The sequence below is a fragment of the Thermopolyspora flexuosa genome (assembly GCF_006716785.1).
Classification (GTDB): Bacteria; Actinomycetota; Actinomycetes; order Streptosporangiales; family Streptosporangiaceae; genus Thermopolyspora; species Thermopolyspora flexuosa.
In genome coordinates, this window is record NZ_VFPQ01000001.1 from 3645493 (window position 1) to 3670958 (window position 25466).

Consider the following 25466-nt stretch of genomic DNA (forward strand, 5'->3'; position numbering starts at 1 on the left):
CCACCACGGCGGCGCCGTACCCGGGCCGGTCCGGCCCGCCGGCCTGCGTCGAAGTCTCATGCGGCGACCCTCTTCTTCCTCCGTTCGGCCCCGGATCCCTGGGTGATCCGGTCGAGCATGACCCCCAGGAGGACGATGGCGATACCGGCCGCGAAGCCCTTGCCGAAGTCCTCGTACTGGGAGAAGCCCGCCACCACGTCGTAACCCAGAGCGCCCGCGCCGACAAGACCGCCGACCACCACGACCGCGAGGACCATGATGATCCCCTGGTTCACGGCGAGCAGCAGCGCGCGCTTCGCCATCGGAAGCTGGACCTTCCACAGCAGCTGGCGCGGGGTGGAGCCGGCCGACGTCGCCGCCTCGACCACGGTGGCGGGTACGGCCCGCAGGCCGTCCTCGATTAGGCGGGCGACCGGAGGCACCGCGTAGATCACCGAGGCGGCGATCGCGGTGAACCGGGAGGGGGAGAACAGGGCGAGTGCGGGCAGCAGGTAGACGAACGACGGCATGGTCTGCGCCGCGTCGAGCACCGGCCGCAGCAGCGTGGAGAACCGGTCGTGCCGCGCCGAGGCGATGCCGAGCGCGAGCCCGAAGACCACGGTGAGCACGGTCGCCACCAGCACCATGGTGAGCGTCTCCATGCTGTGCTGCCACAGGCCGAGCACGGCCGTCGCGAGCAGGCACCCCGTCGCGGTGAGCGCCGCCCGCATGCCGCTCACCTTCAGCGCCAGGGCGAACACCGCCCCGGCGAGCAGCCACCACGGCGAGGTGGTGAGCACCGTCTGCAGCGGGTTGAGCAGGTAGTCGCTGACGGTGTCCTTGATCCAGTTCGTGGCGGCGTACCAGTTGGTCTCGATCCACAGCGTGGCGGCGTTCACGTGCGGGGCGAGCGGGTACTGCCACTGCGCCGGGAACGCCTCGGGCAGCGCCCGGGAGACCGCGACGCCCGCGACCGCGGCCACGCCGGCGACCGCCCAGCGCACCCGCCCGGGGATGCGCCCGCGCCACCGCGGTGCGGCACCACCGCCGCCGGATCCCGTGCCGCGCACCCGGGTCAGGCGGTCGAGCACGACCGCCATGATCACGATGGCGATGCCGCCGTCGAACAGCGCCCCGGTGTTGGTCCGGGACAGCGCGCTGATGATCTTCTCGCCGAGACCCGGGGCGTCGATCAGCGCGGTGATCACGACCATCGAGATCGCCATCATGATCGTCTGGTTGACGGCGAGCAGGATGGTCGAGCGGGCCATCGGCAGCCGCACCTTGATGAGGGTCTGCCACCAGGTGGCCCCGATCGACCGGGACGCCTCGATCGCGGCCGGGGAGACCTGGCGGATGCCGAGCGCGGCGATCCGGATCGCGGGCGGGATCGAGTAGATCATGGTGGCGACCGTCGCCGAGGGCGCGCCGATGAGGAAGAACAGCGTCATCGGCGCGAGGTAGGCGAAGGTCGGCATGATCTGCATCACGTCGAGGATCGGCGTGAGGAACCGCCGGACCCGCTCCGAGTACCCCGCCCAGACGCCGAGCGGCAGCCCGATCAGCAGCGACAGCAGCACGGCGGCGAGCACCAGGGCGAGGGTGTCGACCGCCATCTCCCACACGCCGAGCACGCCGAACGAGGCGAACCCGGCGAGCGCCAGCAGGGCGAGCCGCGGGCCGCCGAGCGCCCAGCCCAGCGCCCCGGCGGCGACGATCAGACCCGGCCAGCCCATCGCGTGCAGGCCGGTCTGCAGCGCGGTCACCAGCACGTCGATGAACAGCCGGATGTAGTTGATGAAGAACAGGAAGATCGGGCTGCTGTTGCGGTTCGCGTCCACCCAGTCCCGGGCGTCGCGCAGGATGGCGAAGGCCCGGGCGTCCTCGTCGTGCGGGAGCACCGCCTCGCCCGCGAACAGCAGGTAGAGCACGACGGCGAGGGTGACGCCCCCGGCCCAGGGCACCCAGCCCGGCACCCGGACGCGGCGGGCGGGTTGCGCGGCCGGGGCCTTCGCGGTCACCGGCGGGGGTGAGACGACCGGTGCGGGGCTGGTCATGACGCGCCGCCCCCGACCTTCCCGGCGACCGGGCCGCGCACGCCGTTCGTCCCGTTGCGGGCGAGCGCCTGGAGGATGTCGACCCGGTCGACCACGCCGACCACCTCGTCGCCCGACACCACCCGGATCGGCCGGGCGCTGGCGAGCACGGCCGGTACGGCGTCGCGGATCAGCGTGTCCACCGGCAGCGGCGGCCCGTCGAGCGGCTCGCCCGCCTCCGGCTTGCGGCAGATCCAGCGCAGCGACAGCACGCCGTCCCGGGGCACGTCGCGGACGAAGTCGGCGACGTAGTCGTCGGCCGGGGCGGCCACCAGCTCCTCCGGCGTGCCGATCTGGACGATCTTGCCGGCCCGCATGATGGCGATGCGCTCGCCCAGCTTGAGCGCCTCGGCGAGGTCGTGCGTGATGAACACCATGGTCTTGCCGACCTCGCGGTGCAGGCGCATCACCTCGGCCTGCATGTCGCGCCGGATCAGCGGGTCGAGGGCGCTGAACGGCTCGTCGAACAGCAGCACCGCCGGGTCGACGGCGAGCGCGCGGGCGAGGCCGACGCGCTGCTGCATGCCGCCGGAGAGCTGGTCGGGGTAGGAGTCGGCGTGGCCGGCGAGGCCGACCAGCTCGAGCATCTCGGCGGCGCGGCGGTGCCGTACCGCCTTGCCCACGCCCTGGATCTCCAGGCCGTAGGCGACGTTGTCGATCACCTTGCGGTGCGGCAGCAGGCCGAAGTGCTGGAAGACCATGCTGACCCGGTGCCGGCGCAGCTCGCGCAGCCGGGACGGGGAGGCGGCGCGGACGTCCTCGCCGTCGATGCGGATCTCACCCGCGGTCGGCTCGATGAGCCGGGTCAGGCACCGGACCAGGGTCGACTTGCCGCTGCCGGAGAGGCCCATGACGACGAAGACCTCTCCGGGAGCGACGGAGAAGCTGACATCCCGGACAGCGGCGGTACATCCGGTCCTGGCGCGGAGCTCGGCGGGCTCCAGCTGGGCGTCCGGGGTCCCGACGATGCGATCCGCCTTCGGTCCGAAAATCTTCCACAGCGAGCGCACCTCGATCGCCGCTGTCTGTTCCGGCATGGTGCTCCTAATTCGGGGGTTCGGGAGTCTGGCGCCCGCGAGGTGGGCCACAGCCCGATCCCGCGCCCGGTCCGACATCGACGCGCTTTCAGACCCAGCCGGGTGTTTCGCCGTCCCCAGCGAGCACCACAGTGTCCTGCAACAGGATCGAAGCTAAAACGTCGACGCGTCAATACGGGCGTAACCCGAAAGAGCACCCCCTGATTGTGACCAACTGGAGATATGCCATATATCTATGGAATGGGCGCGCCGCGCCGGTGCGCATTCAGGCGCGCCCGTAGGCGTCCTCCAGGCGCTCGATGTCCTCCTCGTCGAAGTGCCCGAAGGCGATCTCCAGAATTCGCGCCGGAGCCTCGCCCTCACAGCTCAGCCGGTGCAGCTGCCGGGCGCGGATCAGCACCCGATCCCCCACGTCGGGCCTGGTCACCTCGCCGTCGATCTCGAACACGAGGCCGGGATCGAGCGCCACCCACAGCTCGTCGCGATGCTCGTGCCGCTGCAGGCTCAGCTTCTGGCCGGGCCGTACCGTGATGATTTTGACCGTCGAGGGCTCGTTGAGGGTGAAGCGCTCGAACGCGCCCCACGGCCGCTCGTCACGTACCACGGCGCCGAGCCGGTCGATCTCCAGCACGTGCCCCTCCTATCTGCTCACCGCGCACCGTCGCGCGGTCGTCGTTACCCGATGGGCGATCGGCAGGCAGAAGCCTACCGGCGTGGGGCCCGGTTCCCCCAGCACCCGGCGTCCCGAACCTGACATAAAGGCAAAAATCGGATAAACGCATTTTCAGGAACGGGCCGCCGGGAACTATGCCATAAAGCGGACAGAGGGATTTTCGGACGCACGGAAACTATTAAAGCCCGTACTCCTTGACAATACGTTCGTGCCGTTCGACCTCGATTCCGACCTCGCGGGCGAGGTCGAGCCAGGCGAGCGGGTGCGTCCACCGCTCGGTGGCGTCGTCGAGCAGCGCGTCGACCTCGCGCGGGGTGACGTTCGGCGGCACCGCGACCCAGCCGTACACGCCGGGCAGCCGCTCCCCCGTGCCGGGGTGCGTGACGGTGTAGTCGTCGTCGCTGTACACCCAGATCGCCCAGCCGCGCTCGTCGAGCACCTGGTTGAACTCGACCCACTCCTGCTCGCTCGGGGCGGCGCCGTCGAAGAACCAGCTCGTGTACCCGGCCGAGCGCAGCATCGCGACCGCGGCGAACGGGATGATGAACCGCTCCCGCTCCTGCTCGTCCTCCGGCACCGGCTCCAGCGGCGTCGGGTCGATCACCACGATGTCGTTGACGTTGTAGTCGACGCCCCGCGGCTGCGCGACGAGCAGGCGCGCGGTCGCCGGGCCGGTGCGCAGCGCGAGCACCTCGCGGCGGCTGCCGTCGGGGGCGGGCAGCACCGCCCGGATGAGGTGCCACTCCTCCTCGATCGGCCCCTCGGTGCTCTGCAGCGGCATGCCGAGCTTGGCGGCGCCCGTCCGCACGGTCGCCCAGTCCTCGGCGATCGTCGCCATGACGATCATGCGCCAGACGTCCTCGTCCTCGATCTCCGGCGAGTCGAGCACGTCCTTGATGATCCCCGCGGCCTTGGCGTTGTCGCCGAGCTGCTGCACCGCGCCCGCCCACAGCCTGCGGGCGTCCATGCCGATGCCGGCCTCGACCGCGGCCTCGGCCTCCCGCGCCGTCTCCTCCCAGCGCTCGCGCCGCCGGTGCAGCCGGGCGCGGGCGAGGTGGGCCGGGCCGGCCGGGAGCCGCTCGGCGAGTCGCTCCACCTTCTCGTCCTGCCCGGCGTCGAGCAGCAGGCTGGTGAGGTAGCCGATGTCCTCGGCGTCCGCGGTCGCGGGGTCGCCGTTCTCGACGATCATCCGCCAGTAGATGTCCGCGCCCACCGCCGGGTAGCCGAGGAAGCCGAGCGTGGTGGTGTGGCGGCGGGTCGCCGCGAGGTCCTCGCCGGACAGCGGCCACAGCCACTCCACCCAGCGCTCCGGGTCGGCGGTGATGCCGTCCGCCGCGTCGAACGCCCCCACCAGCTCGTTGCGGGGCGCGGGCGCCTTCGGCGGGGTCGCCTGCTCGGCCCGCTGCCGCAGCACCTCGACCTCCTCGGCGAGGGACTCCGCCTTCTCCAGGCGGCGCAGGCCCTCGGCGGCGTCCTCGACGAGCAGGCGGGCCTGCCACACGCCCTGCCGGCCGATGGCGAGCGCGGCGGCCGCGACCAGCACCTCCACCCGGGCGCGGTGGCCGCCCATGGTGGCGAAGTAGTCCGCCCACTGGCGCAGCACCCGGCCGAGCTGCCAGCTGTTGGTGATCTTGCCGTGGAAGCCGAGCCGGTCCACCACCTGCGCCCACTCGACCCAGTCGCGCGGGTGCCCGTCGATCACGTCGAGGTCGGGCAGCGCCTCGACGGCCTCGTCGAGCCGGTTGAGCGCGGTGAGCACCCGGGCGCGCAGCAGCCTCTCGCGGCGCTCCTTCGCCACCGGGTCGTCCGGCTTGAAGGCGGTCGCCTCGTCGAGCAGGGCGAGCGCGTCCTCCGCGGCGCCCACCGCGAGCAGCGCCCGCACGCCCGCGGCCGCGAGCTCCCAGCTCGCCGCCTTCTCGGCCGCGCGCAGCCGCTCGGTCACCGACCGGGAGTAGGCGACCGCCTCCTGCGCGGTGCCCGCGTCGAGCAGCGCCAGGATGTACTGCGTGGTCAGGCCGGTGTAGGCCGGCGAGTCCGGCCCCATGCCGTCGAGCGCGGTGCCGAGCACGGCGAGCCGCTCGGCCGCGTACCTGGGGCCGTCGGTGTTCGCGAGCGCGATCGCCAGCGCCTCCACGGCCGCCGGGGCCGCGGGGCAGTCGCGGACCTCGTCCCGCCGGGCGAACTCGACCAGCGCCCTGGCGTCCTCCAGCGCGACCTCGCCCTGCGCACGGTCACCGATCCGGCCGATGAGATGCCAGTACCTGGCGAAGAACTCGAGCCACGGCTGCCCCGCCACGCCCGCCTGCTGGGCCACCGCGGGCGCCATCACGTCCAGCTGCGCATATCGTCCTTCCAGCGCCTGGGCCGGAAGGTCCCCCAGTGCGAGGGCCAGCCCGGCGTTCCCCGCCTCGTACAACTGCCGCTGGGTGTCGCCGACCCACGCCCAGATGTCCACGTCCATGGCAGGCCAGTCTGCCAGTTCACGGGGGATGCCCCAAACGATTCCCCGCGCGGCGGACCTGTGTTCACCTCGCCGACCTGCGGCGCTTTCCCCGGCGACGTGCGAGTGTTCACTCTCGGGTGAGCGGAATGTGTGCGCGAGGGCACACCGCCCGGCCGGGTGCCGCGCGGGCCTCGGCGCGGACCGCCGGCCCGCGGGTACGGCTTTCGCGAGGCGTCAGGCGACGAGCGCGGCGGCGTGGATCTCGCCCTCGGCGACCAGGACGGCGGGGCCGGTGAGGAAGGCGGTGTGCTCCTCCAGCGTCACCCGCACCTCGCCGCCGGGAACCTCGACGGTCCAGGCGCCGGTGGTCTCGCCCGCCGCCCGGGCCGCGGCGACCGCGGCGGCGACCGTTCCGGTGCCGCAGGAGCGGGTCTCACCCGAGCCGCGCTCGTACACGCGCATCGCGACGCGGCGCCCGCCCGCCCGGTTGAGCAGCTCCACGTTGACGCCCTGCGGGAACACGGCCGGGTCGAAGGACGGGGGCCGGGTGAGGTCGATGCCGCCCACCGGCTCGTCGGTCAGGCAGGCGAGGTGGGGGTTGCCCACGTCCACGCACACGCCGGGGTACTCACGCCCGGCCACCACGGCGCGGCTGGTGCCGAAGACGCGGGGCAGGCCCATGTCCACGGTGACGTCGCCGGTGGCGCCGAGCCGTACCCGCCGGACGCCCGCGCGGGTGGCGACGCCGAGCTCGCCCGGGGCGGCCAGCCCCGCCTCGACCAGGTAGCGGGCGAACACCCGCACCCCGTTGCCGCACATCTCGGCGACGCTGCCGTCGGCGTTGCGGTAGTCCATGAACCACTCCGCCTCCCCCGCCTGACCGGCGACCTCGGGGCAGAGCTTGGCGGGCACCACGCGCAGCACGCCGTCCGCGCCGACCCCGGCGCGCCGGTCGCAGATCGCGGCCACCAGCTCCGGCGACAGGTCGAGCCGCCCGTCGGGGTCGGGAAGGATCACGAAATCGTTCTGCGTGCCGTGGCCCTTGACGAACCGCAGCGTCTCCGGCGAGTGCATGTCACGAATGGTACGGCCGGCCCGGACCCGCCCGTGCCAACCGGCCGGGCCCGCGGCGCGCCGTACCGGCCCGCCGCGGGCGGCCGAGGCGCGGCGGGCTCAGCCGAGCGCGGCGTGGTGGCCGGTGACGAGCGCGAGGGCGCGGTCGACCAGGTCGGGGGCGTCGTACGGCAGCCAGTGCACGCGGGGGTCGCGGCGGAACCACGACTCCTGGCGGCGGGCGAACCGGCGGGTCGCCCGGATCGTCTCCGCCTTGGCCTGCTCCTCGGTCCACTCCCCGGCGAGCATGCGCAGCACCTGCGCGTAGCCGAGGGCGCGGCCGGCGGTGCGGCCGTCGGCGAGCCCGGCCGCGGCGAGGCGGCGCACCTCGTCGACGAACCCGTCCCGCCACATGCGCTCCACCCGGCGCGCGATGCGCTCGTCCAGCTCGGGGCGCGGCACCTCAAGGCCGATCTGCACGCTCGGGTAGATCGACTCGTAGGACGGCATGCGGGCGGTGAACGGCCCCCCGGACAGCTCGATCACCTCAAGGGCCCGCACGATGCGGCGGCCGTTGCTCGGCAGGATCGCCGCGGCGGCGTCCGGGTCGAGCTCGGCGAGGCGGCGGTGGAGCACGGCCGGGCCGACGCGCTCCAGCTCCGCCTCCAGGCGCGCCCGGATCGCCGGGTCGGTGCCGGGGAAGTCGAGGTCGTCGAGCACGGCCCGCACGTACAGGCCGGAGCCGCCGACCAGGATCGGCACCCTGCCCGCGGCGCGCAGCTCGTCGACGATGCGCCGGGCGGCGCGCTGGTACTCGGCGACGCTCGCGGTCTTGGTGACCGGCCAGATGTCGAGCAGGTGGTGCGGCACGCCGCGCCGCTCGGCCACGGTGAGCTTCGCCGTACCGATGTCCATGCCCTCGTAGAGCTGCATCGAGTCGGCGTTGATGACCTCACCGTCGAGCCGGAGCGCCAGCTCGACGCCCAGGTCGGACTTGCCCGCCGCGGTCGGGCCGACCACGGCCAGCACGGGGACGCGCGCCATCGGCGGTTCGGACATGAGACGAGTCTGTCAGGAGCCGGGGACTGCTCGCGCCGGACCGGACCGGTACGGCCTGCCGTCCGGCGGCGTCCGGGCACGGTGGACGCCGGTCCGGTCGCGCCGGAGCGCCCGTGCAACGAGGCGGAACGGCACGGACGCTCCGCGGGAAGGCGGGCGGACCGGACCGGCCGGTTCAGCATGCCAGAGCGCGGGGCCGCCCGCTAAACCGGGTTCTCCACGGAGTTGAGGTAGGGGACGTCGGCGATCGGCGGGGTGTCGGCCGACGTGCCCGGGATCTGGCCCGGCGGCCCGTCCGGGTACGGCGGGCCGTCGTCCTCCTCGGCGCCGCCGCCGCCCGAGCCGCCCTTGCCGCCGCCTCCGGACGATCCGCCGCCCGAGTCGGTCTTCGACGACGACCGGCCGCCGGTACCGGTCTCGCCGCCCGCGCCTCCGGAGCCGCCGCCCGCTCCCCCGCCTCCGGAGCCGCCGCCGATCGGCTCGCCGTCGACCGGCACGTCCGCGCCGCGGTCGCCCTCCGGCGCCTGTTCGGGTCCGGTCGCGCCCTGCTCGTCGCCGGATCCGGCCTGCTGCTCCCGCTGCGCGCCGTTCCCGGCGCCGGCCCCCGGCTCGGCCGGGGCGGTGGCGGCGGGGTTCGATCCGCCCGCGGGCGCCTCCCGCGAGGAGAGCAGGTACACCGCGCCGCCCGAGGCCGAGGCGGCGGCGACCGCGATGGCCGCGCCGATCAGGATCGTGCGGCCGCGCGAGGGTTTGCCGCCGTCCGCGCGGGGCGGCTCACCGGGCCGCTGCGCCGTACCCGGGCCGTACGGGCCGTATCCGGCGGGGGCGCCGCCGGGGCCGGACAGGTATTCGTACGGGCCGGACGGTGGGCCGGACTGCGTGTGAGGTGGCGTGGCAGGCGGAACCGGGCCGCCCGTGTGGGCGCCGTCGTGCCGTCGCATGTGTGAACTCTCCCTGCGGGCGATCGTCCGGAAACCGGGCAGGCTTCCGCAGTCGGTCGCCCACATTAACGACAATCACGGCACGACGCCCCAAGAATCACAAAATGATCACGGCATTCGCGGCGAAATCTCCTTCTCGGACACCGCGCCACAAAGGCCGCGAATCACGCCTGGTACGCCGACCCGGCCGGCCGTGCCGGCCGCGCGGTCAGCCCCGCCGGATCGCGGGCATGCCGAGCAGCACCGGGCTCCGCCCGCCCGCGCCGGACGCCCCGGCGCCGCACGCCGCGCTCTGCCGTGCCTCCCAGGCGTCGCCCGCCCGGGTACGGCGCAGCGCCAGGATGGGCCCGTCGGCGATGAGATGGTGCGGCGCGGCCTGGGTGACCTCGACGGTGACCATGTCCCCGGGGCGGGGACGGCCGTGCCCGCCCGCGGGGGTGAAGTGCACCAGCCGGTTGTCCGGCGCGCGGCCGGTCATGCGGTGCGTCGCGTCGTCCTTGCGGCCCTCGCCCTCGGCGACCAGCACCTCGAGCACCCGGCCCACCTGTGCCTTGTTCTCCGCCCAGGAGATGTCGTTCTGCAGCGCGACCAGCCGCTCGTACCGCTCCTGGACCACCTCGCGCGGTACCTGGTCCGGCATGGTCGCCGCGGGCGTGCCGGGCCGGATCGAGTACTGGAAGGTGTACGCGCCGGCGAACCGGGCCTCCCGCACCACGTCGAGCGTGGCCTGGAAGTCCTCCTCGGTCTCGCCGGGGAAGCCGACGATGATGTCGGTGGTGATCGCCGCGTCCGGGATCGCGGCGCGCACCCGCTCGAGGATGCCGAGGAAGCGCGCGGCGCGGTAGGAGCGGCGCATCGCCCGCAGGATGCGGTCCGAGCCGGACTGCAGCGGCATGTGCAGCGACGGCATGACGTTCGGCGTCTCGGCCATCGCCTCGATCACGTCGTCGGTGAACGCGGCCGGGTGCGGCGAGGTGAACCGCACCCGCTCCAGGCCCTCGATGCCGCCGCACGCGCGCAGCAGCTTGCTGAACGCCTGACGGTCGCCGAACTCCACGCCGTAGGTGTTGACGTTCTGCCCGAGCAGGGTGACCTCGAGCACGCCCTGCTCGACGAGGGCGCGCACCTCGGCGAGCACCTCGCCGGGACGCCGGTCGCGCTCCTTGCCGCGCAGCGACGGCACGATGCAGAACGTGCACGTGTTGTTGCACCCGACCGAGATCGCCACCCACGCGGCGTAGACGGACTCGCGCCGGGTCGGCAGCGTCGAGGGGAAGACCTCCAGCGACTCCTTGATCTCCACCTGCGCCTCGCGCAGCACGCGGGCGCGCTCGAGCAGGACGGGCAGCGAGCCGAGGTTGTGGGTGCCGAAGACCACGTCCACCCACGGGGCCCGCCGGATGATCTCGCCCTGGTCCTTCTGCGCCAGGCAGCCGCCGACGGCGATCTGCATGCCGGGGTGCTTCGCCTTGATCGGCCGCAGGTGGCCGAGGTTGCCGTACAGGCGGTTGTCGGCGTTCTCCCGCACCGCGCAGGTGTTGAACACCACCACGTCGGGCGTCTCACCCTCGGCGGCGGGCAGGTAGCCGGCCTCCTCGAGCAGCCCGGCGAGCCGCTCGGAATCGTGCACGTTCATCTGGCACCCGAAGGTCCGTACCTGGTACGTGCGGGCGCCCTGCTCGGAGACAGTCATCGCACTCACAAGGGTAGGCGTTCGGCGGACCGGCCGTGGCCGGACCGACGAGGGCCGTGCGCGGGCGGCCGGGAGCGGCCCGGCGCCGGTCCGCGGCGGAATTCTCCGCCCGCCCGGCGCTTCGCGCTGGGCGAAAGAGCAGGTGACGCCGCCTGTCAAGAGGACTTCCCGTAGATCGAACGCAGCACGTAAACGTGCCGTGACCTGATCGGTACCAGCTGGTTAGTGACGTTTGGCCCTCACCCACCTACGTTGTTGACCATGACGGAGACCGGGGGGTCCACTCCTCTTGTCAGGCTTGAGGGTGTCAACAAGTATTTCGGGGACCATCATGTCCTGCGTGATATCAATCTGACCGTTTCCCGCGGCGAGGTTGTCGTGGTCATCGGCCCGTCCGGCGGCGGCAAATCCACGCTGTGCCGTACGATCAACCGGCTGGAGCCGATCGACTCTGGAACGATCACCTTCGAGGGCAAGCCGTTGCCGGCCGAAGGGAAAGCGCTCGCCAGGCTGCGCGCCGACGTGGGCATGGTCTTTCAGTCGTTCAACCTCTTCGCGCACAAGACGATCCTGGAGAACGTCACGCTCGGCCCGATCAAGGTGCGGAAGATCCCCCGGGAACAGGCCGAGCGGCGGGCCATGGAGCTGTTGGAACGTGTCGGGATCGCCGCCCACGCGTCGAAGTACCCCGCGCAGCTCTCGGGCGGTCAGCAGCAGCGCTGCGCCATCGCCCGCGCCCTCGCGATGGATCCCAAAATGATCCTCTTCGACGAGCCCACCTCCGCCCTCGACCCCGAGATGGTCCAGGAGGTGCTCGACGTGATGATCGGGCTCGCCCGGGACGGCATGACGATGATGGTCGTCACCCACGAGATGGGATTCGCGCGTCGCGCCGCGAACCGCGTGGTGTTCATGGCCGACGGCCAGATCGTCGAGGAAGGCGAGCCGGAGCGGTTCTTCACCGATCCCACAACGGAGCGGGCGAAGGATTTCCTGTCAAAGATCTTGACGCACTGATTGTCGGGGCGACCGGCCTCCCCGGAGAAAACGAGGTAACGAAAATGCGGATACGACGTTTGGCGATGGCGCTCACCGCCGCCGGCGCGCTCACCCTCGGCCTGGCCGCCTGCGGCGGCGGTGGCGAGGGCTCGGACGGCGCCACGGCGGCCGGTGACGGCTCGGTCGTGGACAAGATCAAGAACACCAAGCGGGTCGTCGTCGGCACCAAGTGGGACCAGCCCGGTCTCGGCCTGAAGTCCGGCGCCGGCGAGCCGGAGGGGTTCGACGTCGACGTCGCCAAGTACGTGATCAAGGAGCTCGCGGGCGGCGAGGACGTGCAGATCGAGTGGAAGGAGTCGGCGTCCTCGAACCGTGAGGCGTTCCTCGCCAACGGCACCGTGGACATCATCTTCGCCTCGTACTCGATCACCGAGGAGCGCAAGAGCAAGGTGACCTTCGGCGGGCCGTACATCATCGCCCACCAGGACACGATGGTCCGCGCGGACGACAACCGGATCCAGAAGGCCACCGACCTCGCGGGCAAGCGCATCTGCCAGGCCGCCGGGTCCAACTCCTACAAGCGCATCACCGACCCGCCGCCGGACGGCCAGCTCGACCTCGACGCCCAGCTCGTCGGCGCGGCGAACTACTCCGAGTGCGTGGCCAAGCTCGCGGGCAACAACCTCGACGCGGTCACCACCGACGACCTCATCCTCGCCGGGTTCGCCCAGCAGGGCGGCGGCAACTTCAAGATCCTCGGTGACCCGTTCACCGACGAGAAGTACGGCGTCGGCCTGAAGAAGGGCGACGTCAAGACCTGCGAGGCGGTCAACCAGGCCATCCAGAAGATGTACAGCGACGGCACCGCCAAGCAGCTGCTCGACAAGTGGTTCGGCAAGACGCAGGGCCTGAAGCTGCCCACCGAGGCACCGCCCGCGGAGGGCTGCTCCTGATCGACCGCTGACCGACTCACGTGTGGCGGCCGGGGCCCGACTCCGGGTCCCCGGCCGTCGCCGTACCCACCGGGTGGAGCTCGATGGACGAACTGATCAAGTACGCTCCGGACCTCGCCGTGGGCTTCCTGCACAACCTGCAGATCGCGGCCCTCTGCGCGGTCTTCTCCCTGATCCTCGGCACGATCCTGGTCGTCATGCGGGTGGCGCCGACGCCGGTGCTGCGCGCGGTCGGCACCGTGTACGTGAACGTGGTGCGCAACACCCCGCTCACGCTGGTGCTGGCGTTCTGCGCGCTCGGCCTCAGCGACACCCTGGGGCTGATCTTCTCCGACACGCCGATCACCAACAGCTTCTGGCTCGTCGTGCTCGGCCTGTCGGCGTACACGGCGACCTTCGTCTGCGAGGCGCTGCGCTCCGGCATCAACACGGTGCCGCTGGGTCAGGCGGAGGCGGCCCGGGCGATCGGGCTCACCTTCTCCCAGTCGCTGCGGCTGATCATCCTGCCGCAGGCGGCCCGGTCGGTCATCGCGCCGCTCGGCAGCGTGATGATCGCGATGACGAAGAACACCACGGTGGCGATCGCGGCCGGGTACCTCGCCGAGTCGGCCTTCGTCATGCGTGACACCTTCGACGACACCGGCGTGTCGATCCCGATCTTCCTCGGGCTGGCGGCCGCGTTCATGGCGGTGACGCTGCCGATCGGGTTCTTCACCGGCTGGCTGGCCAAGCGGATGGCGGTGGCGCGATGAGCTCGCAGGCGAGCGTCCTCTTCGACGTGCCCGGGCCGCGCGCCCGGCTGCGCAACAACATCCTCACGCTGCTCACCGTCGTGGGGATCCTCGCGGTGGCGTACTTCGTGTACGTCAAGTTCGACGAGAAGGGCCAGTGGAGCGCGATCCTCTGGCGGCACTTCCTCGAGGCCAAGACCTGGACGGACTTCATCATCCCCGGGCTGATCGGGACGCTGAAGGCCGCCGCCCTCGGGTCGGTGTGCGCGCTCGTGTTCGGCGCGGTGTTCGGCCTCGCCCGGCTGTCCGACCACTGGTGGATCCGCGTCCCCGCGGGCGCCGTGGTGGAGTTCTTCCGGGCGATCCCGCTGCTGCTGCTCATCTTCTTCCTGTTCTTCCTCGCGCCGAGCGTGTTCGGCGGCGGCGACTACACGCTGCTCGCGCTGGTGACCGGGCTCACCCTGTACAACGGGTCGGTGCTCGCCGAGGTGGTGCGGGCCGGGGTGCTCGCCGTGCCGAAGGGGCAGTCGGAGGCGGCGTACGCGATCGGGCTGCGCAAGAGCGGGGTGCTGTGGCTGATCCTGATCCCGCAGGCGGTCACCGCGATGATGCCCGCGATCGTCAGCCAGCTCGTGGTGCTGCTCAAGGACACCGCGCTCGGGTACATCATCGCCTACCAGGACCTGCTCAACATGGGCTTCGTGATCCTGCCGGCGAACTACTTCGGCACCCGGGTGTCGAGCGCGATCGTCATCGCCGTCGTCTACATCGGGCTGAACATGGCGCTCAGCGCCCTCGCCACCTGGCTGGAGAAGCGCAGCCGCCGCAGCAGCAAGACGAGCGCGAAGCCGGTCGCCCCGCCCTCCGCCACCGGTGTCGGCGCCCCCGGCGCCGGCGTCGCGGGTGGCACCCCCGGCATCTGACGGCCGCGCCGTACGCGGCGGAACGCCCACGGCCTTTCATCGGGCGGGACGGACGCCTGCGGGCACATGAGTGCCCCGGGGTCGTCCCGCCCGGTGCCGTTGATGACGCCTTGTCATTGCGCTCCGGCGTCTCGGTGAGGGGCCGACGCCGGCCCGCGAGACGAGCGGGACGACCGGCAGGTGAGGTCACCGCCGCATCTCCGGTGTCGCGTAGCGGCCGGTCGATCCGGGCGGCTCCCGCCCGATCTCGGCGCGTACGCCGCACCGACGGATCCGCCGTCCACGGTCGTCGGAGGCGGCACACGGGCCGGAATACGGCTCGACGAGCCGTGCATCGGCCGCCCGGTGGCCGTGTCGCCTAGCGGGCGTACTCGGTGGCGCGGGACTCGCGGACGACGGTGATGCGGATCTGGCCGGGGTAGGTGAGCTCCTCCTCGACCTGCTTCGCCACGTCGCGGGCGATGACCTGGGCCTGGATGTCGTCGACCGCGTCCGGCTTGACCATGACCCTGATCTCGCGGCCCGCCTGCATCGCGAAGACCTTCTCCACGCCCTCGTAGGACTGGGCGATCTGTTCCAGCCGCTCCAGGCGCTTGACGTACGCCTCCAGCGACTCGCGGCGGGCGCCGGGGCGGCCCCCGCTGATCGCGTCGGCGGCCTGGGTGAGCACGGCCTCGACCGTGCGCACCTCGACCTCGTTGTGGTGGGCCTCGATGGCGTGCACCACGTCCTCACACTCGCCGTACCGGCGGGCGATCTCGGCGCCGATCATGGCGTGACTGCCCTCGACCTCGTGGGTGAGGGCCTTGCCGATGTCGTGCAGCAGCGCGCAGCGCTTCAGCAGCGTCGGGTCGAGGCCCAGCTCGGCGGCCATGATGCCGGCGAGGTGCGCCGACTCGATCAGGTGCTTGAGCACGTTCTGGCCGTAGGAGGTGCGGTACCGGAGCTGGCCGAGCAGCGTGACCAGCTCCGGGTGCATGTCGGTGAGGCCGAGCTCGACGAGCGCGTCCTCACCGGCGCGCACGCACAGCTCGTGCACCTCGGCCTTGCTGCGCTCGTACGCCTCCTCGATGCGCTGCGGGTGGATGCGGCCGTCGAGGATGAGCTTCTCCAGGGTGAGCCGGGCGGTCTCCCGGCGTACCGGGTCGAAACACGAGAGCAGTACGGCCTCGGGCGTGTCGTCGATGATCAGGTTGACGCCGGTGATCGACTCGAAGGCGCGGATGTTCCGGCCCTCGCGGCCGATGATGCGGCCCTTCATCTCGTCGCCGGGCAGGTGCAGCACCGAGACCACGGACTCGGCCGTCTGCTCGGTGGCGAGGCGCTGTACGGCGAGCGTTATGATCTTGGTGGCGCGCTTGTCGGCCTCCCTGCGGGCCTCGGCCTCGATGTCCCGGACGAGCAGCGCCGCCTCGCGCTTGGCCTGGTTCTCGATCGACTGGATGAGCTCGTTCTTGGCCTGCTCGGCGGTGAGCCCGGCGATGCGTTCCAGCATCACCCGGCGCTCTTCCTCCATCTGCTCCAGCTCGGCGCGCCGGTCGGCGAGCCGGGTCTCGGTCTCGGCGAGCTTCTTGGCCCGCTCGGCCTGCCGTCGCGCCTCCTCGTCGAGCCGCTGCTCCCGCTCGGCGAGCCGCCGCTCCCGGCGCTCGAGGCCCGCCCGCAGCTCCTTGAGCTCGGACTTGAGGATCCGCGTCTCCTCCTCGACCTCTTTGCGCATCTGCGCGACGGTTCGCGCGGCCTCCTCGGACTTGCGGAGGATCTCCGCCGCGTCGCTGTTCGCCTTGTCCCGGATCTGGGCCGCCTCGCGGCGGGCCTCCTCCAGCTCGTTCTGGGCCTCGGCTATCTGTTCGGGTGTCGGGCCGGACGGCGCTGATCGGCGTTCGGCGCCCGTACGGCGGATCAAGACGATGAGTGAGATGAGTGCGGCAGCCGCGACGACGGCGAGTACGAAAACGGCAACCGTCAGCGCGATGTCGCCCATGCGCCCACCCACTCCTCGCGTCTCGATTCCGCCGCGCGAGGGGTCACATACGCACAGTGACGGATTACGGTGACGCTAGACGGACAATACGGCTCTCAGCACTGGTCTATCGACCACCTGGATCCGGTCACCAGGCGAAAACAATCTTCTACGTCCGTTACTCACCGTTATGTCAATCCGCACTGCGCGGAGTAACTCCTCACTATGGTCGAGATTAGGTGTCAATGCGGCAACGAGCAAGCCACGAGCGGGCAAAGGCATCGCCGAAAACCGAGGCACGGGCGCCGCCCCGCAACCAAAGTGCCTGCTACGGCCGCATTTTCCCCAACCCAAACCGACCCAATCGGATCCGCCTGATGCCGCCGTCCCGAACACGGCCGGTGGCACCGTGCGGCCACGGCGCCGGCGATCCGGCACCGTGCATCGATACCGAACACCGAACGGGCGGCCGTGATTCCGCCGGTCACCACGCCCCGGTCACGGCGTTCCTTTCGACCCGATAAGGACCTGTATTAGCCCGCTCGCACCCCTCGGCGACCACGCCGCCGCGGCGCCCGCGGCACCCGGGGCGCTCGGCGGCGCCGCTCGGCGGCCCGTGGCCGGGCTCCGGGCGGCGCCTCAGGGCACGTCGTCGCCGGTGGTCTCCTCCGGCTCCCAGCCCTCCAGGTCGTCGAGCGGGCGGCCCTCGGCCTCGACCTCCGCCTCCAGCGCCTCCCGGACGACGCGGTAGGCGAGGCCGGGTGAGTAGCCCTTGCGGGCGAGCATGCCGCCCAGGCGGCGGGCCCGGGTGGCGGTGGGCAGGCCGCGGGTGGCGGGCAGGCGGCGGGCGACGAGGCGGCGCGCGGTCTCCAGCTCCTCCTCCGGGTCGAGGCGGGCGACGGCGTCACGGACGGTCTCGTCGGCGACGCCCCGGTGGCGCAGCTCCGCGGCGAGGGCCTTGCGGCCCAGGCCGCGCCCGGCGTGCCGCGAGTCCACCCACGCCTCGGCGAACGCCTTGTCGTCGATGAGGCCCACCTCCTGGAAGCGGGCCAGCACCGCCTGCGCCGCGTCCTCGGGCACGCCCCGGCGGCGGAGGGCGTCGGCGAGCTGTGCCCGGGTGCGCGGCGCGGCCGTGAGCAGGCGCAGGCAGATGGCCCGCGCGACCGCCTCCGGGTCGGCGTCGGGCCCCTGGCTCGCCAGGGTGCCCTCGGCCGGCCCGTCGGGCGGCCATCCCCCGCCCCCGCGCCCGCGGGTGCGGCGTCGCGGGCCGGGTGAACCGGACGGCGGCATGGTCCCGTCGATCAGACGTCACCCGGCCGGGGCGCCGCCGCGGCCTTGGCGGCCCGGGCGGACGCGGCGGCCGCGGCACGGCCGGTGGTCCCGGCGGTACGGCCGGCGGACGCCGCGGGCGCCGCGCCCGGGCCGGCCGCGGGGGCACCGGCCGGAGGCTGGGCGGGGGCGTCGATGCGCGGCCCGACCCCCAGCTTCTCCTTGATCTTCTTCTCGATCTCGTTCGCGATGTCCGGGTTGTTCTTCAGGAAGTTGCGGGCGTTCTCCTTGCCCTGCCCGAGCTGCTCGCCCTCGTACGTGTACCAGGCGCCGGACTTGCGGATGAAGCCGTGCTCCACGCCCATGTCGATGATCCCGCCCTCGCGGGAGATGCCGACGCCGTAGAGGATGTCGAAGTCGCACTGCCGGAACGGCGGGGCCATCTTGTTCTTGACGACCTTCACCCGGGTCCGGCTGCCGACCGGCTCGGTGCCGTCCTTCAGGGTCTCGATGCGGCGGATGTCGAGGCGAACCGAGGCGTAGAACTTCAGCGCCTTACCACCGGTGGTGGTCTCCGGGCTGCCGAACATCACGCCGACCTTCTCGCGCAGCTGGTTGATGAAGATCGCGGTGGTACGGGTCTGGCTGATGGCGCCGGTCAGCTTGCGCAGGGCCTGGGACATCAGCCGGGCCTGGAGGCCGACGTGGCTGTCGCCCATCTCGCCCTCGATCTCCGCCTTCGGCACGAGGGCCGCCACCGAGTCGATGACGACCACGTCGATCGCACCGGAGCGGATCAGCATGTCGGCGATCTCGAGAGCCTGCTCACCGGTGTCCGGCTGCGCGACGAGGAGCGCGTCGGTGTCCACGCCGAGCTTCTTGGCGTACTCCGGGTCGAGGGCGTGCTCGGCGTCGATGAAGGCGGCGATGCCGCCCGCCTTCTGCGCGTTCGCCACCGCGTGCAGGGCGACCGTGGTCTTACCGGACGACTCCGGACCGAAGATCTCCACGATCCGCCCGCGGGGCAGGCCGCCGATGCCGAGCGCGATGTCCAGCGCGATCGACCCGGTCGGGATCACCTCGACAGGGGCACGCGCCTCGTCGCCGAGACGCATGACGGAGCCCTTGCCGAACTGGCGCTCGATCTGGGCGAGCGCCGTTTCCAGGGCCTTCTCGCGGTCGTTGGCTGCCATGGATGCCCCCTGTGAGGGTTGTGGGTCCTGTCGGTCACCAGCAAGCTATGGGGTGCCGCCGACAATTTCCCGGCGACACTCGCCTTCCGCGTGGTGGCACCTTTACCGGCGGCGGCCACCTCAGCATAGCCGAACTGCTGTTCGATCGCGCGGCCAATCGGCCCTCCGCGTGGCTTCGCACGCAGATACCGGGACGAATCGAACGCGCAGGTCGGCGCCGTACCGGCGGATCCCGTCCCCGGCGCCGTCCCGCCCGCGGCCGGCTCCCGCACCCGGCCCTCACGGGCGCCGCCGCCCGGCCGCGCCACGGCACCGCCGCCGCGCCGTACCGGGCCGGAGGCGCCGGCTCACACCGGCGTGGCGTTCAGCGCAGCTTGGGGTCGACGTCGACGGTCGCGCAGACCGCACGCCAGACGTCCTTCGCCGACTCCCCGTCGGCGAGGGCCTGCACCACGGTACGGTGCCCCAGCTCGGCGATGACGAAGTCCCGCGCCCAGGACTCGGCGTACGTCTCGCCGAACTGCCGGTGCATGCGATCCCAGAAGTCTGTTAAGCGCACGCCTCCAGTATGAGACGCTTCCATCAGTGGGCCGCACGGCTCACGGATTGGAGGCCCTATGAAGAGGCTCACCCGCGCCCAGCGGCGCGCCCACCGCGCCAAGCGCCGACTGCTGCGTTCCCGGCAACTGCAGGCCGTGCAGCAGGCCCGCCGAGAGCGGCGGGAACGCAAGGGAGGCTAGTCCCGGCCCGCGGCGAGCGGCTTCCGGCCGACCGGAAACGTCGGTGGCGGGGGGCAGGATGGACGCATGGCGCTCGACCACTTCAGCGCGGTGACCCGGCAGTGGTTCGCCGATGCGTTCGCACAGCCGACGGCGGCGCAGGCCGGGGCGTGGGCCTCGATCGCGCGTGGGGAGAACACCCTCGTGGTGGCCCCCACCGGTTCGGGCAAGACCCTCGCCGCCTTCCTGTGGTCGCTCGACCGGCTCGCCACCTCGCCCGGCGTCACCGACCCCATGCGGCGCTGCCGCGTGGTGTACGTGTCGCCGCTGAAGGCGCTCGCCGTGGACGTGGAGCGCAACCTCCGGGCCCCGCTCGCGGGGCTGCGGCAGACGGCGCGCCGGCTCGGCCTGCCGGTTCCGGACATCTCGGTGGCGGTGCGCTCCGGTGACACCCCCGCCGAGGACCGCCGCCGGTTCGCCGCCAAGCCCGCCGACATCCTCATCACCACGCCCGAGTCGCTCTACCTGATCCTCACCAGCCGGGCGAGGGAGGCGCTGCGGGGCGTGGAGACGGTGATCGTGGACGAGGTGCACGCGGTCGCCGGGACCAAGCGGGGCGCCCATCTCGCGCTCACCCTGGAGCGGCTGGACGTGCTGCTGGAGCGGCCCGCCCAGCGCATCGGCCTGTCCGCCACCGTGCGCCCGGTCGGCGAGGTCGCCACGTTCCTCGGTGGCGTGCGCCCGGCGGTGGTCGTCCAGCCGCCCCACGAGAAGCGGCTGGAGATCGAGGTGGTCGTCCCGGTGGAGGACATGGCCGAGCCGCCGCCTCCGGACCGGGGCGGGCCGGAGGCGGAGTACGGCGCGCCGCCCGCCGAGCGGGGACGCGGCATCTGGCCGCACGTGGAGGAGCGCCTGCTCGACCTGATCGCCGCGCACCGGTCGACGATCGTCTTCGCCAACTCGCGCCGTCTCGCCGAGCGGCTGTGCACCCGGCTCAACGAGCTGGCCTTCGAACGCCGCACCGGCCACAACGGCGCCGCGAACGGCTCCGCGGCCGGAGGCCCCGGCACGCCCGGGACCGCCCCGGCTGCGGGCGGCGGCGCGGGCGGCGACGGCGCGGGGAACACCGCCCCGCCCCCGGGTACGCCGCCGGCCCGCCTCGCCCCGGCCGAGATGATGGCGCAGGCCGGAGCCGGCCGCGGCCTGCCCGCCGGACCGGCCGGTGAGGTGGCGCGGGCGCACCACGGCTCGGTGTCGAAACAGGAGCGGGCGCACATCGAGGAGGAGCTGAAGTCCGGGCGGCTGCCCGCGGTGGTCGCCACCTCCAGCCTCGAGCTCGGCATCGACATGGGCGCGGTCGACCTGGTCGCGTGCGTGGAGGCGCCGCCGAGCGTGGCGAGCGGCCTGCAGCGCATCGGCCGCGCCGGGCACCGGGTGGGCGCGGTGTCCAAGGGCGTCATCTTCCCCAAGTACCGCGGCGACCTGGTGCAGACCGCGGTGGTCGCCGAGCGCATGCGGCGCGGCGAGATCGAGGAGCTGCGCTACCCGCGCAACCCGCTCGACGTGCTCGCCCAGCAGATCGTCGCGATGTGCGCGATGGACGAGTGGACCGTCGACGAGCTGGAGACGGTGGTACGGCGGGCCGCGCCGTACGCGACGCTGCCGCGGTCCGCGCTGGAGGCGACGCTCGACATGCTCGCCGGGCGGTACCCGAGCGAGGAGTTCGCCGAGCTGCGCCCCCGCATCGTGTGGGACCGGGTGACCGGCACGTTGCGGGCGCGGCCGGGCGCGCAGCGGCTCGCGGTCACCAGCGGCGGCACCATCCCCGACCGCGGCCTGTTCGGCGTGTACCTCGCCGGCGGGGACAAGCCCGCCCGGGTGGGCGAGCTCGACGAGGAGATGGTGTACGAGTCGCGGGTCGGCGACGTGTTCGTGCTCGGCGCCACCTCGTGGCGGATCGAGGACATCGGCCCCGACCGGGTGCTCGTCTCCCCCGCCCCCGGACAGCCGGGAAAGCTGCCGTTCTGGCACGGCGACGCGCCCGGCCGCCCGGTCGAGCTGGGGCGGGCGATCGGCGCGTTCCTGCGCGAGCTGTCCGGGGCGAAGGCCGAGCAGGCGGTGGCGCGGGCCCGCGCGGCCGGTCTCGACGATTACGCGGTCGGCAACCTTCTCGCCTACCTGCGCGAGCAGCGCGAGGCGACCGGGTACGTGCCGGACGACCGCACGCTGGTGATCGAGCGGTTCCACGACGAGCTGGGCGACTGGCGGGTGGTGGTGCACTCGCCGTACGGCGCGCCGGTGCACGCCCCGTGGGCGCTGGCGATCGGCCGGCGGCTGCGCGAGCGGTACGGCGTGGACGTGCAGGCCGTGCACTCCGACGACGGGATCGTGCTGCGGGTGCCGGACACGCTCGAGGGCGCCCCCTCGGACGTGGCGGTGTTCGATCCCGAGGAGATCGAGCGGATCGTCGTCGAGGAGCTCGGCGGGTCGGCGCTGTTCGCCTCCCGGTTCCGGGAGTGCGCGGCGCGGGCGCTGCTGCTGCCCCGCCGCCATCCGGGCCGTCGTACGCCGCTGTGGCAGCAGCGGCAGCGGGCCGCGCACCTGCTGGGGGTGGCGAGCAAGTACGGCTCGTTCCCGGTGGTGCTGGAGACGATGCGCGAGTGCCTGCAGGACGTGTTCGACGTGCCCGGGCTCGTCGCGCTCATGCGGGACATCGCCGCGCGGCGGGTGCGGGTGGTGGAGGTGGAGACCTCGCAGGCCTCGCCGTTCGCGGCGTCGCTGCTGTTCCGCTACGTCGAGGCGTTCATGTACGAGGGCGACGCGCCGCTCGCCGAGCGGCGGGCGCAGGCGCTCGCCCTCGACACCTCGCTGCTCGCCGAGCTGCTCGGCCAGGCGGACCTGCGGGAACTGCTCGACCCGGACGTGATCGCCGAGACCGAGCGGGAGCTGGCCCGGCTCGACCGGCCGCTGCGCGACGCCGAGGACCTCGCCGACCTGCTGCGGTCGCACGGCCCGCTGCTCACCGAGGACGTCACGATCCGCGGCGGCGATCCCGCCTGGCTGACCGAGCTGGAGGCCGCCCGGCGGGCGATCCGGGTGCGGGTCGCCGGGATCGAGCAGTGGGCGGCGATCGAGGACACGGCACGGCTGCGCGACGCGCTCGGCGTGCCGCCGCCGGTGGGGGTGCCGCAGGCGTTCCTCGAGCCGGTGCCCGACCCGCTCGGCGACCTGGTCGCGCGGCACGCCCGCACCCGCGGGCCGTTCGCGGCGGCCACCGCGAGCACCCGCTTCGGCCTCGGCGTCGCCGTGGTGACCGACGCGCTGCGCCGGCTCGCCGCGGAGGGCCGGGTGGTGTCCGGCGAGTTCCGGCCCGGCGGGCGCGGCGAGGAGTGGTGCGACGCCGGGGTGCTGCGGCTGCTGCGCCGCCGGTCGCTCGCCCGGCTGCGGCGCGAGATCGAGCCGGTGGCACCCGAGGTGCTCGCCGCGTTCTCCCCGGCCTGGCACGGCATCCCCGCCCCCACGCGGGGCCCGCACGGGATAGACGCGCTGGTGACGGCGATCGAGCGGCTGCAGGGGGCGGCGGTGCCCGCCTCGGCCCTGGAGACGCTCGTGCTGCCCGCCCGGGTGCCCGGGTACACGCCCGCGATGCTCGACGAGCTCACCTCCTCCGGTGAGGTGATCTGGGCGGGCCAGGGGTCGCTGCCCGGCGGCGACGGGTGGGTGGCGCTGTACTTCGCCGACACCGCGCCGCTGCTGCTGCCCGAGCCGGCCGAGATCACCATGACGCCGCTGCACGAGGCGGTGCTGGAGGCGCTGTCCGGCGGGGGCGCGCTGTTCTTCCGCGACCTGTCCGACCGGGTCGGATCGCTCGACGACTCCGCGCTCGTCGCCGCCCTGTGGGATCTGGTGTGGGCGGGCCGGGTGTCCGGCGACACGCTCGCCCCGCTGCGGGCCGCCCTCGGCACCGGCAGGCCCGCGCACCGGCCGCGCACGACGCGCAGGCGGCGGGCCGTACTGCCGACGCGGAGCGGGCCGCCCACGGTCGCGGGCCGGTGGTGGGCGCTGCCGTCGCCCGCGGCCGATCCGACGCAGCGGGCGCACGCGCAGGCCGAGACCCTGCTGGAACGGCACGGCGTGCTCACCCGGGGCGCGGTCGCGGCCGAGCGGCTGCCCGGCGGCTTCGCCGCGGTCTACCAGGTGCTGCGGGCCTTCGAGGAGAGCGGCCGGTGCCGCCGCGGCTACTTCGTGGAAGGGCTCGGCGGCGCCCAGTTCGCGCTGCCCGGCGCGGTCGACCGGATGCGCGCCATGGCGCCGTCCGCCTCGGCCACCGTCTCCGGCGGCGGTGCCCCGGAGCGCAGCCCTCAGGCGGTGGTGCTCGCCGCCGCCGACCCGGCCAACCCGTACGGCGCGGCCCTCCCCTGGCCGGACCGCCCCGGCGACCCGGGCCACCGGCCGGGCCGAAAGGCGGGCGCCCTGGTCGTCCTGGTCGGCGGCCGCCTCGCCCTCTACGTGGAACGTGGGGGCAAGAGCGTGCTCTCCTTCGCCGAGGAGGACGAGCTGCGGGCCGCCGTCGACGCGCTCGCCGCCGCCGTCCGCGGCGGCACCCTCGGCGCGCTCACCGTGGAACGCGCCGACGGCGTCCCGATCACCGAGTCCCCGCTCGCCGCCGCGCTCGAGGCGGCCGGGTTCCACCCCACGCCGCGCGGGCTGCGGCTGCGCGTCTGACCGTCCACGCTCGACGGCGCTCCCCGCCTGACCGAAGTCACGAGAGCGGATGCCGGCACGGGAAGGTGCGGCCGCATCCGGTGCGACACCGGTCCCGTGGCCGCCCCGTCCTGCGGACGGGAGCGTCCTCATCGGCGGGCCGACCGTTCGAAAGACTCGGGGTCCCTGACTTGGTCGCCCCTGCAGCGGAGTGCCATGAAACAACGCATCCGGCGCAGGGCGGGAGCGCGCGGATGCCGACCGCCTGCCGATCACCGCGGGGCCGGCTGCCGTGAGCGCCCGCCGACGGCAACTCGAATCACGAAGATCGATCGGGCGGCCCCCAGGCCGCTCAACGGGCTCGGGGTTACGGACAGGGCCGCCCCTGCAGCGGCGGGCCATCTGACGAGGCTCCGATGCAGGGGCGGGGGTTAGCCGGTGGCGGCGCGACCCGCGCGGTTCGACGGGTCGTGCGCCGCCACCGGGCGCGAACGCCGCTAGCAGGGCTGAACCTGGCTGACCTTGTAGCCGAAGCTGCCAACGTTGTTCTGGAAGCCACTCGTGATGATGTGCTTCTGGCCCTTGTTCCAGCGGCTGCCGTGCTCGTAGAGGCACCAGTTGCGTCCGGTCCTGTTCCTCGCCGACAACACGTGGTCGTTGAGCTTGCCGCCGGCGACGTTGGCGAGATCGCGGACGCCGTGGCGGAGCTCGAGCCGGGCCCCGGTGCCGTTCGTCCCCCAGTAGATGCAGAAGGCGCCGGGCGAGCACTGCCAGCGGGCCTGGGCGTGCGCGGACTCCTTGGCCGCGGCCACGGGCGTGGTCGGACCGAGAAGGGCCGCCGCCGCTGCGACGGCGCCGAGAGCGAGCATGCGTCGAGCCATGTGGCGGGGCCGCTCAGGGGCGCGGATTGTCATGATCTTTCCCCTTTCTCGTGTGCCTCGGCGTGCGGCCGCCGGCGAGATCGTCGCCGACGTACCGGCATGTTGACTTCGCCACGAAATCGTGCGAACGCATTGCGTAACGGAACCGAGTGTGGGAGAC

Annotated in this window: 19 protein-coding genes; 6 read left to right on the forward strand and 13 right to left on the reverse strand. The window is 73.0% G+C overall.

What is annotated here, in order from left to right; genetic code table 11:
- Positions 1-56: 56 nt before the first annotated feature.
- The 8 genes from FHX40_RS15440 to miaB form a co-directional block, all read right to left on the reverse strand.
- Positions 57-2036, reverse strand: a complete 1980-nt coding sequence (locus tag FHX40_RS15440) for an ABC transporter permease (RefSeq protein WP_142260279.1) — start codon at positions 2034-2036, stop codon at positions 57-59.
- Positions 2033-3112, reverse strand: a complete 1080-nt coding sequence (locus FHX40_RS15445) for a quaternary amine ABC transporter ATP-binding protein (protein WP_142260280.1) — start codon at positions 3110-3112, stop codon at positions 2033-2035. The genes FHX40_RS15440 and FHX40_RS15445 overlap by 4 nt, the downstream gene beginning before the upstream one ends.
- A 265-nt stretch (positions 3113-3377) precedes the next feature.
- The gene (locus tag FHX40_RS15450; protein ID WP_142260281.1) at positions 3378-3743 is read right to left on the reverse strand and encodes a phosphomannose isomerase type II C-terminal cupin domain; all 366 of its coding nucleotides are present in this window, start codon (positions 3741-3743) and stop codon (positions 3378-3380) included.
- Between the two features lie 220 nt (positions 3744-3963).
- Complete coding sequence (locus FHX40_RS15455; RefSeq protein WP_142260282.1) at positions 3964-6246, reverse strand: tetratricopeptide repeat protein; 2283 nt, start codon at positions 6244-6246, stop codon at positions 3964-3966.
- A gap of 216 nt (positions 6247-6462) precedes the next feature.
- A complete protein-coding gene (gene dapF / locus FHX40_RS15460; protein ID WP_142261805.1) occupies positions 6463-7284 on the reverse strand; it encodes a diaminopimelate epimerase in 822 nt (273 codons plus the stop codon).
- A 117-nt stretch (positions 7285-7401) separates the two neighbouring features.
- Entirely contained in the window at positions 7402-8325 is a 924-nt protein-coding gene (gene miaA / locus FHX40_RS15465; protein WP_142261806.1) for a tRNA (adenosine(37)-N6)-dimethylallyltransferase MiaA, read from the reverse strand.
- Positions 8326-8543: 218 nt separating this feature from the next.
- On the reverse strand, positions 8544-9281 hold the full coding sequence (locus FHX40_RS15470) for a hypothetical protein (RefSeq protein ID WP_142260283.1): 738 nt from the start codon (positions 9279-9281) through the stop codon (positions 8544-8546).
- Between the two features lie 208 nt (positions 9282-9489).
- A complete protein-coding gene (gene miaB, locus FHX40_RS15475; protein WP_142260284.1) occupies positions 9490-10974 on the reverse strand; it encodes a tRNA (N6-isopentenyl adenosine(37)-C2)-methylthiotransferase MiaB in 1485 nt (494 codons plus the stop codon).
- A 261-nt stretch (positions 10975-11235) separates the two neighbouring features.
- On the opposite strand from miaB, the gene FHX40_RS15480 reads away from it, so the two are divergent.
- The 4 genes from FHX40_RS15480 (at position 11236) to FHX40_RS15495 (ending at position 14580) form a co-directional block, all read left to right on the forward strand.
- Complete coding sequence (locus tag FHX40_RS15480) at positions 11236-11991, forward strand: amino acid ABC transporter ATP-binding protein (RefSeq protein WP_142260285.1); 756 nt, start codon at positions 11236-11238, stop codon at positions 11989-11991.
- 44 nt (positions 11992-12035) lie between these two features.
- The gene (locus tag FHX40_RS15485) at positions 12036-12926 is read left to right on the forward strand and encodes a glutamate ABC transporter substrate-binding protein (RefSeq protein WP_142260286.1); all 891 of its coding nucleotides are present in this window, start codon (positions 12036-12038) and stop codon (positions 12924-12926) included.
- 83 nt (positions 12927-13009) lie between these two features.
- Positions 13010-13678: an amino acid ABC transporter permease gene (locus tag FHX40_RS15490; RefSeq protein ID WP_142260287.1), complete on the forward strand. Its 669-nt coding sequence runs from the start codon at positions 13010-13012 to the stop codon at positions 13676-13678.
- A complete protein-coding gene (locus FHX40_RS15495; RefSeq protein WP_142260288.1) occupies positions 13675-14580 on the forward strand; it encodes an amino acid ABC transporter permease in 906 nt (301 codons plus the stop codon). Before FHX40_RS15490 ends, FHX40_RS15495 begins: the two co-directional genes overlap by 4 nt.
- Positions 14581-14938: 358 nt before the next feature.
- Here the strand turns inward: FHX40_RS15495 and rny are convergent, their stop codons facing one another.
- From rny to FHX40_RS15515, 4 genes are all read right to left on the reverse strand, one after another.
- Positions 14939-16561 (reverse strand): ribonuclease Y, encoded by a 1623-nt coding sequence (gene rny / locus FHX40_RS15500; RefSeq protein WP_142260289.1) that lies wholly within the window; start codon positions 16559-16561, stop codon positions 14939-14941.
- A gap of 618 nt (positions 16562-17179) precedes the next feature.
- A complete protein-coding gene (locus tag FHX40_RS15505; protein ID WP_142260290.1) occupies positions 17180-17830 on the reverse strand; it encodes a regulatory protein RecX in 651 nt (216 codons plus the stop codon).
- 11 nt (positions 17831-17841) lie between these two features.
- A complete protein-coding gene (gene recA / locus FHX40_RS15510; protein WP_142260291.1) occupies positions 17842-19002 on the reverse strand; it encodes a recombinase RecA in 1161 nt (386 codons plus the stop codon).
- Between the two features lie 364 nt (positions 19003-19366).
- Entirely contained in the window at positions 19367-19561 is a 195-nt protein-coding gene (locus FHX40_RS15515) for a DUF3046 domain-containing protein (protein ID WP_142260292.1), read from the reverse strand.
- 58 nt (positions 19562-19619) lie between these two features.
- On the opposite strand from FHX40_RS15515, the gene FHX40_RS26080 reads away from it, so the two are divergent.
- Both FHX40_RS26080 and FHX40_RS15520 read left to right on the forward strand, forming a co-directional pair.
- Complete coding sequence (locus tag FHX40_RS26080; RefSeq protein WP_268241019.1) at positions 19620-19742, forward strand: hypothetical protein; 123 nt, start codon at positions 19620-19622, stop codon at positions 19740-19742.
- A 66-nt stretch (positions 19743-19808) separates the two neighbouring features.
- A complete protein-coding gene (locus FHX40_RS15520; protein WP_142260293.1) occupies positions 19809-24446 on the forward strand; it encodes an Lhr family helicase in 4638 nt (1545 codons plus the stop codon).
- 476 nt (positions 24447-24922) lie between these two features.
- Here the strand turns inward: FHX40_RS15520 and FHX40_RS15525 are convergent, their stop codons facing one another.
- Entirely contained in the window at positions 24923-25294 is a 372-nt protein-coding gene (locus FHX40_RS15525) for a peptidase inhibitor family I36 protein (protein ID WP_170198851.1), read from the reverse strand.
- Positions 25295-25466: the final 172 nt, after the last annotated feature.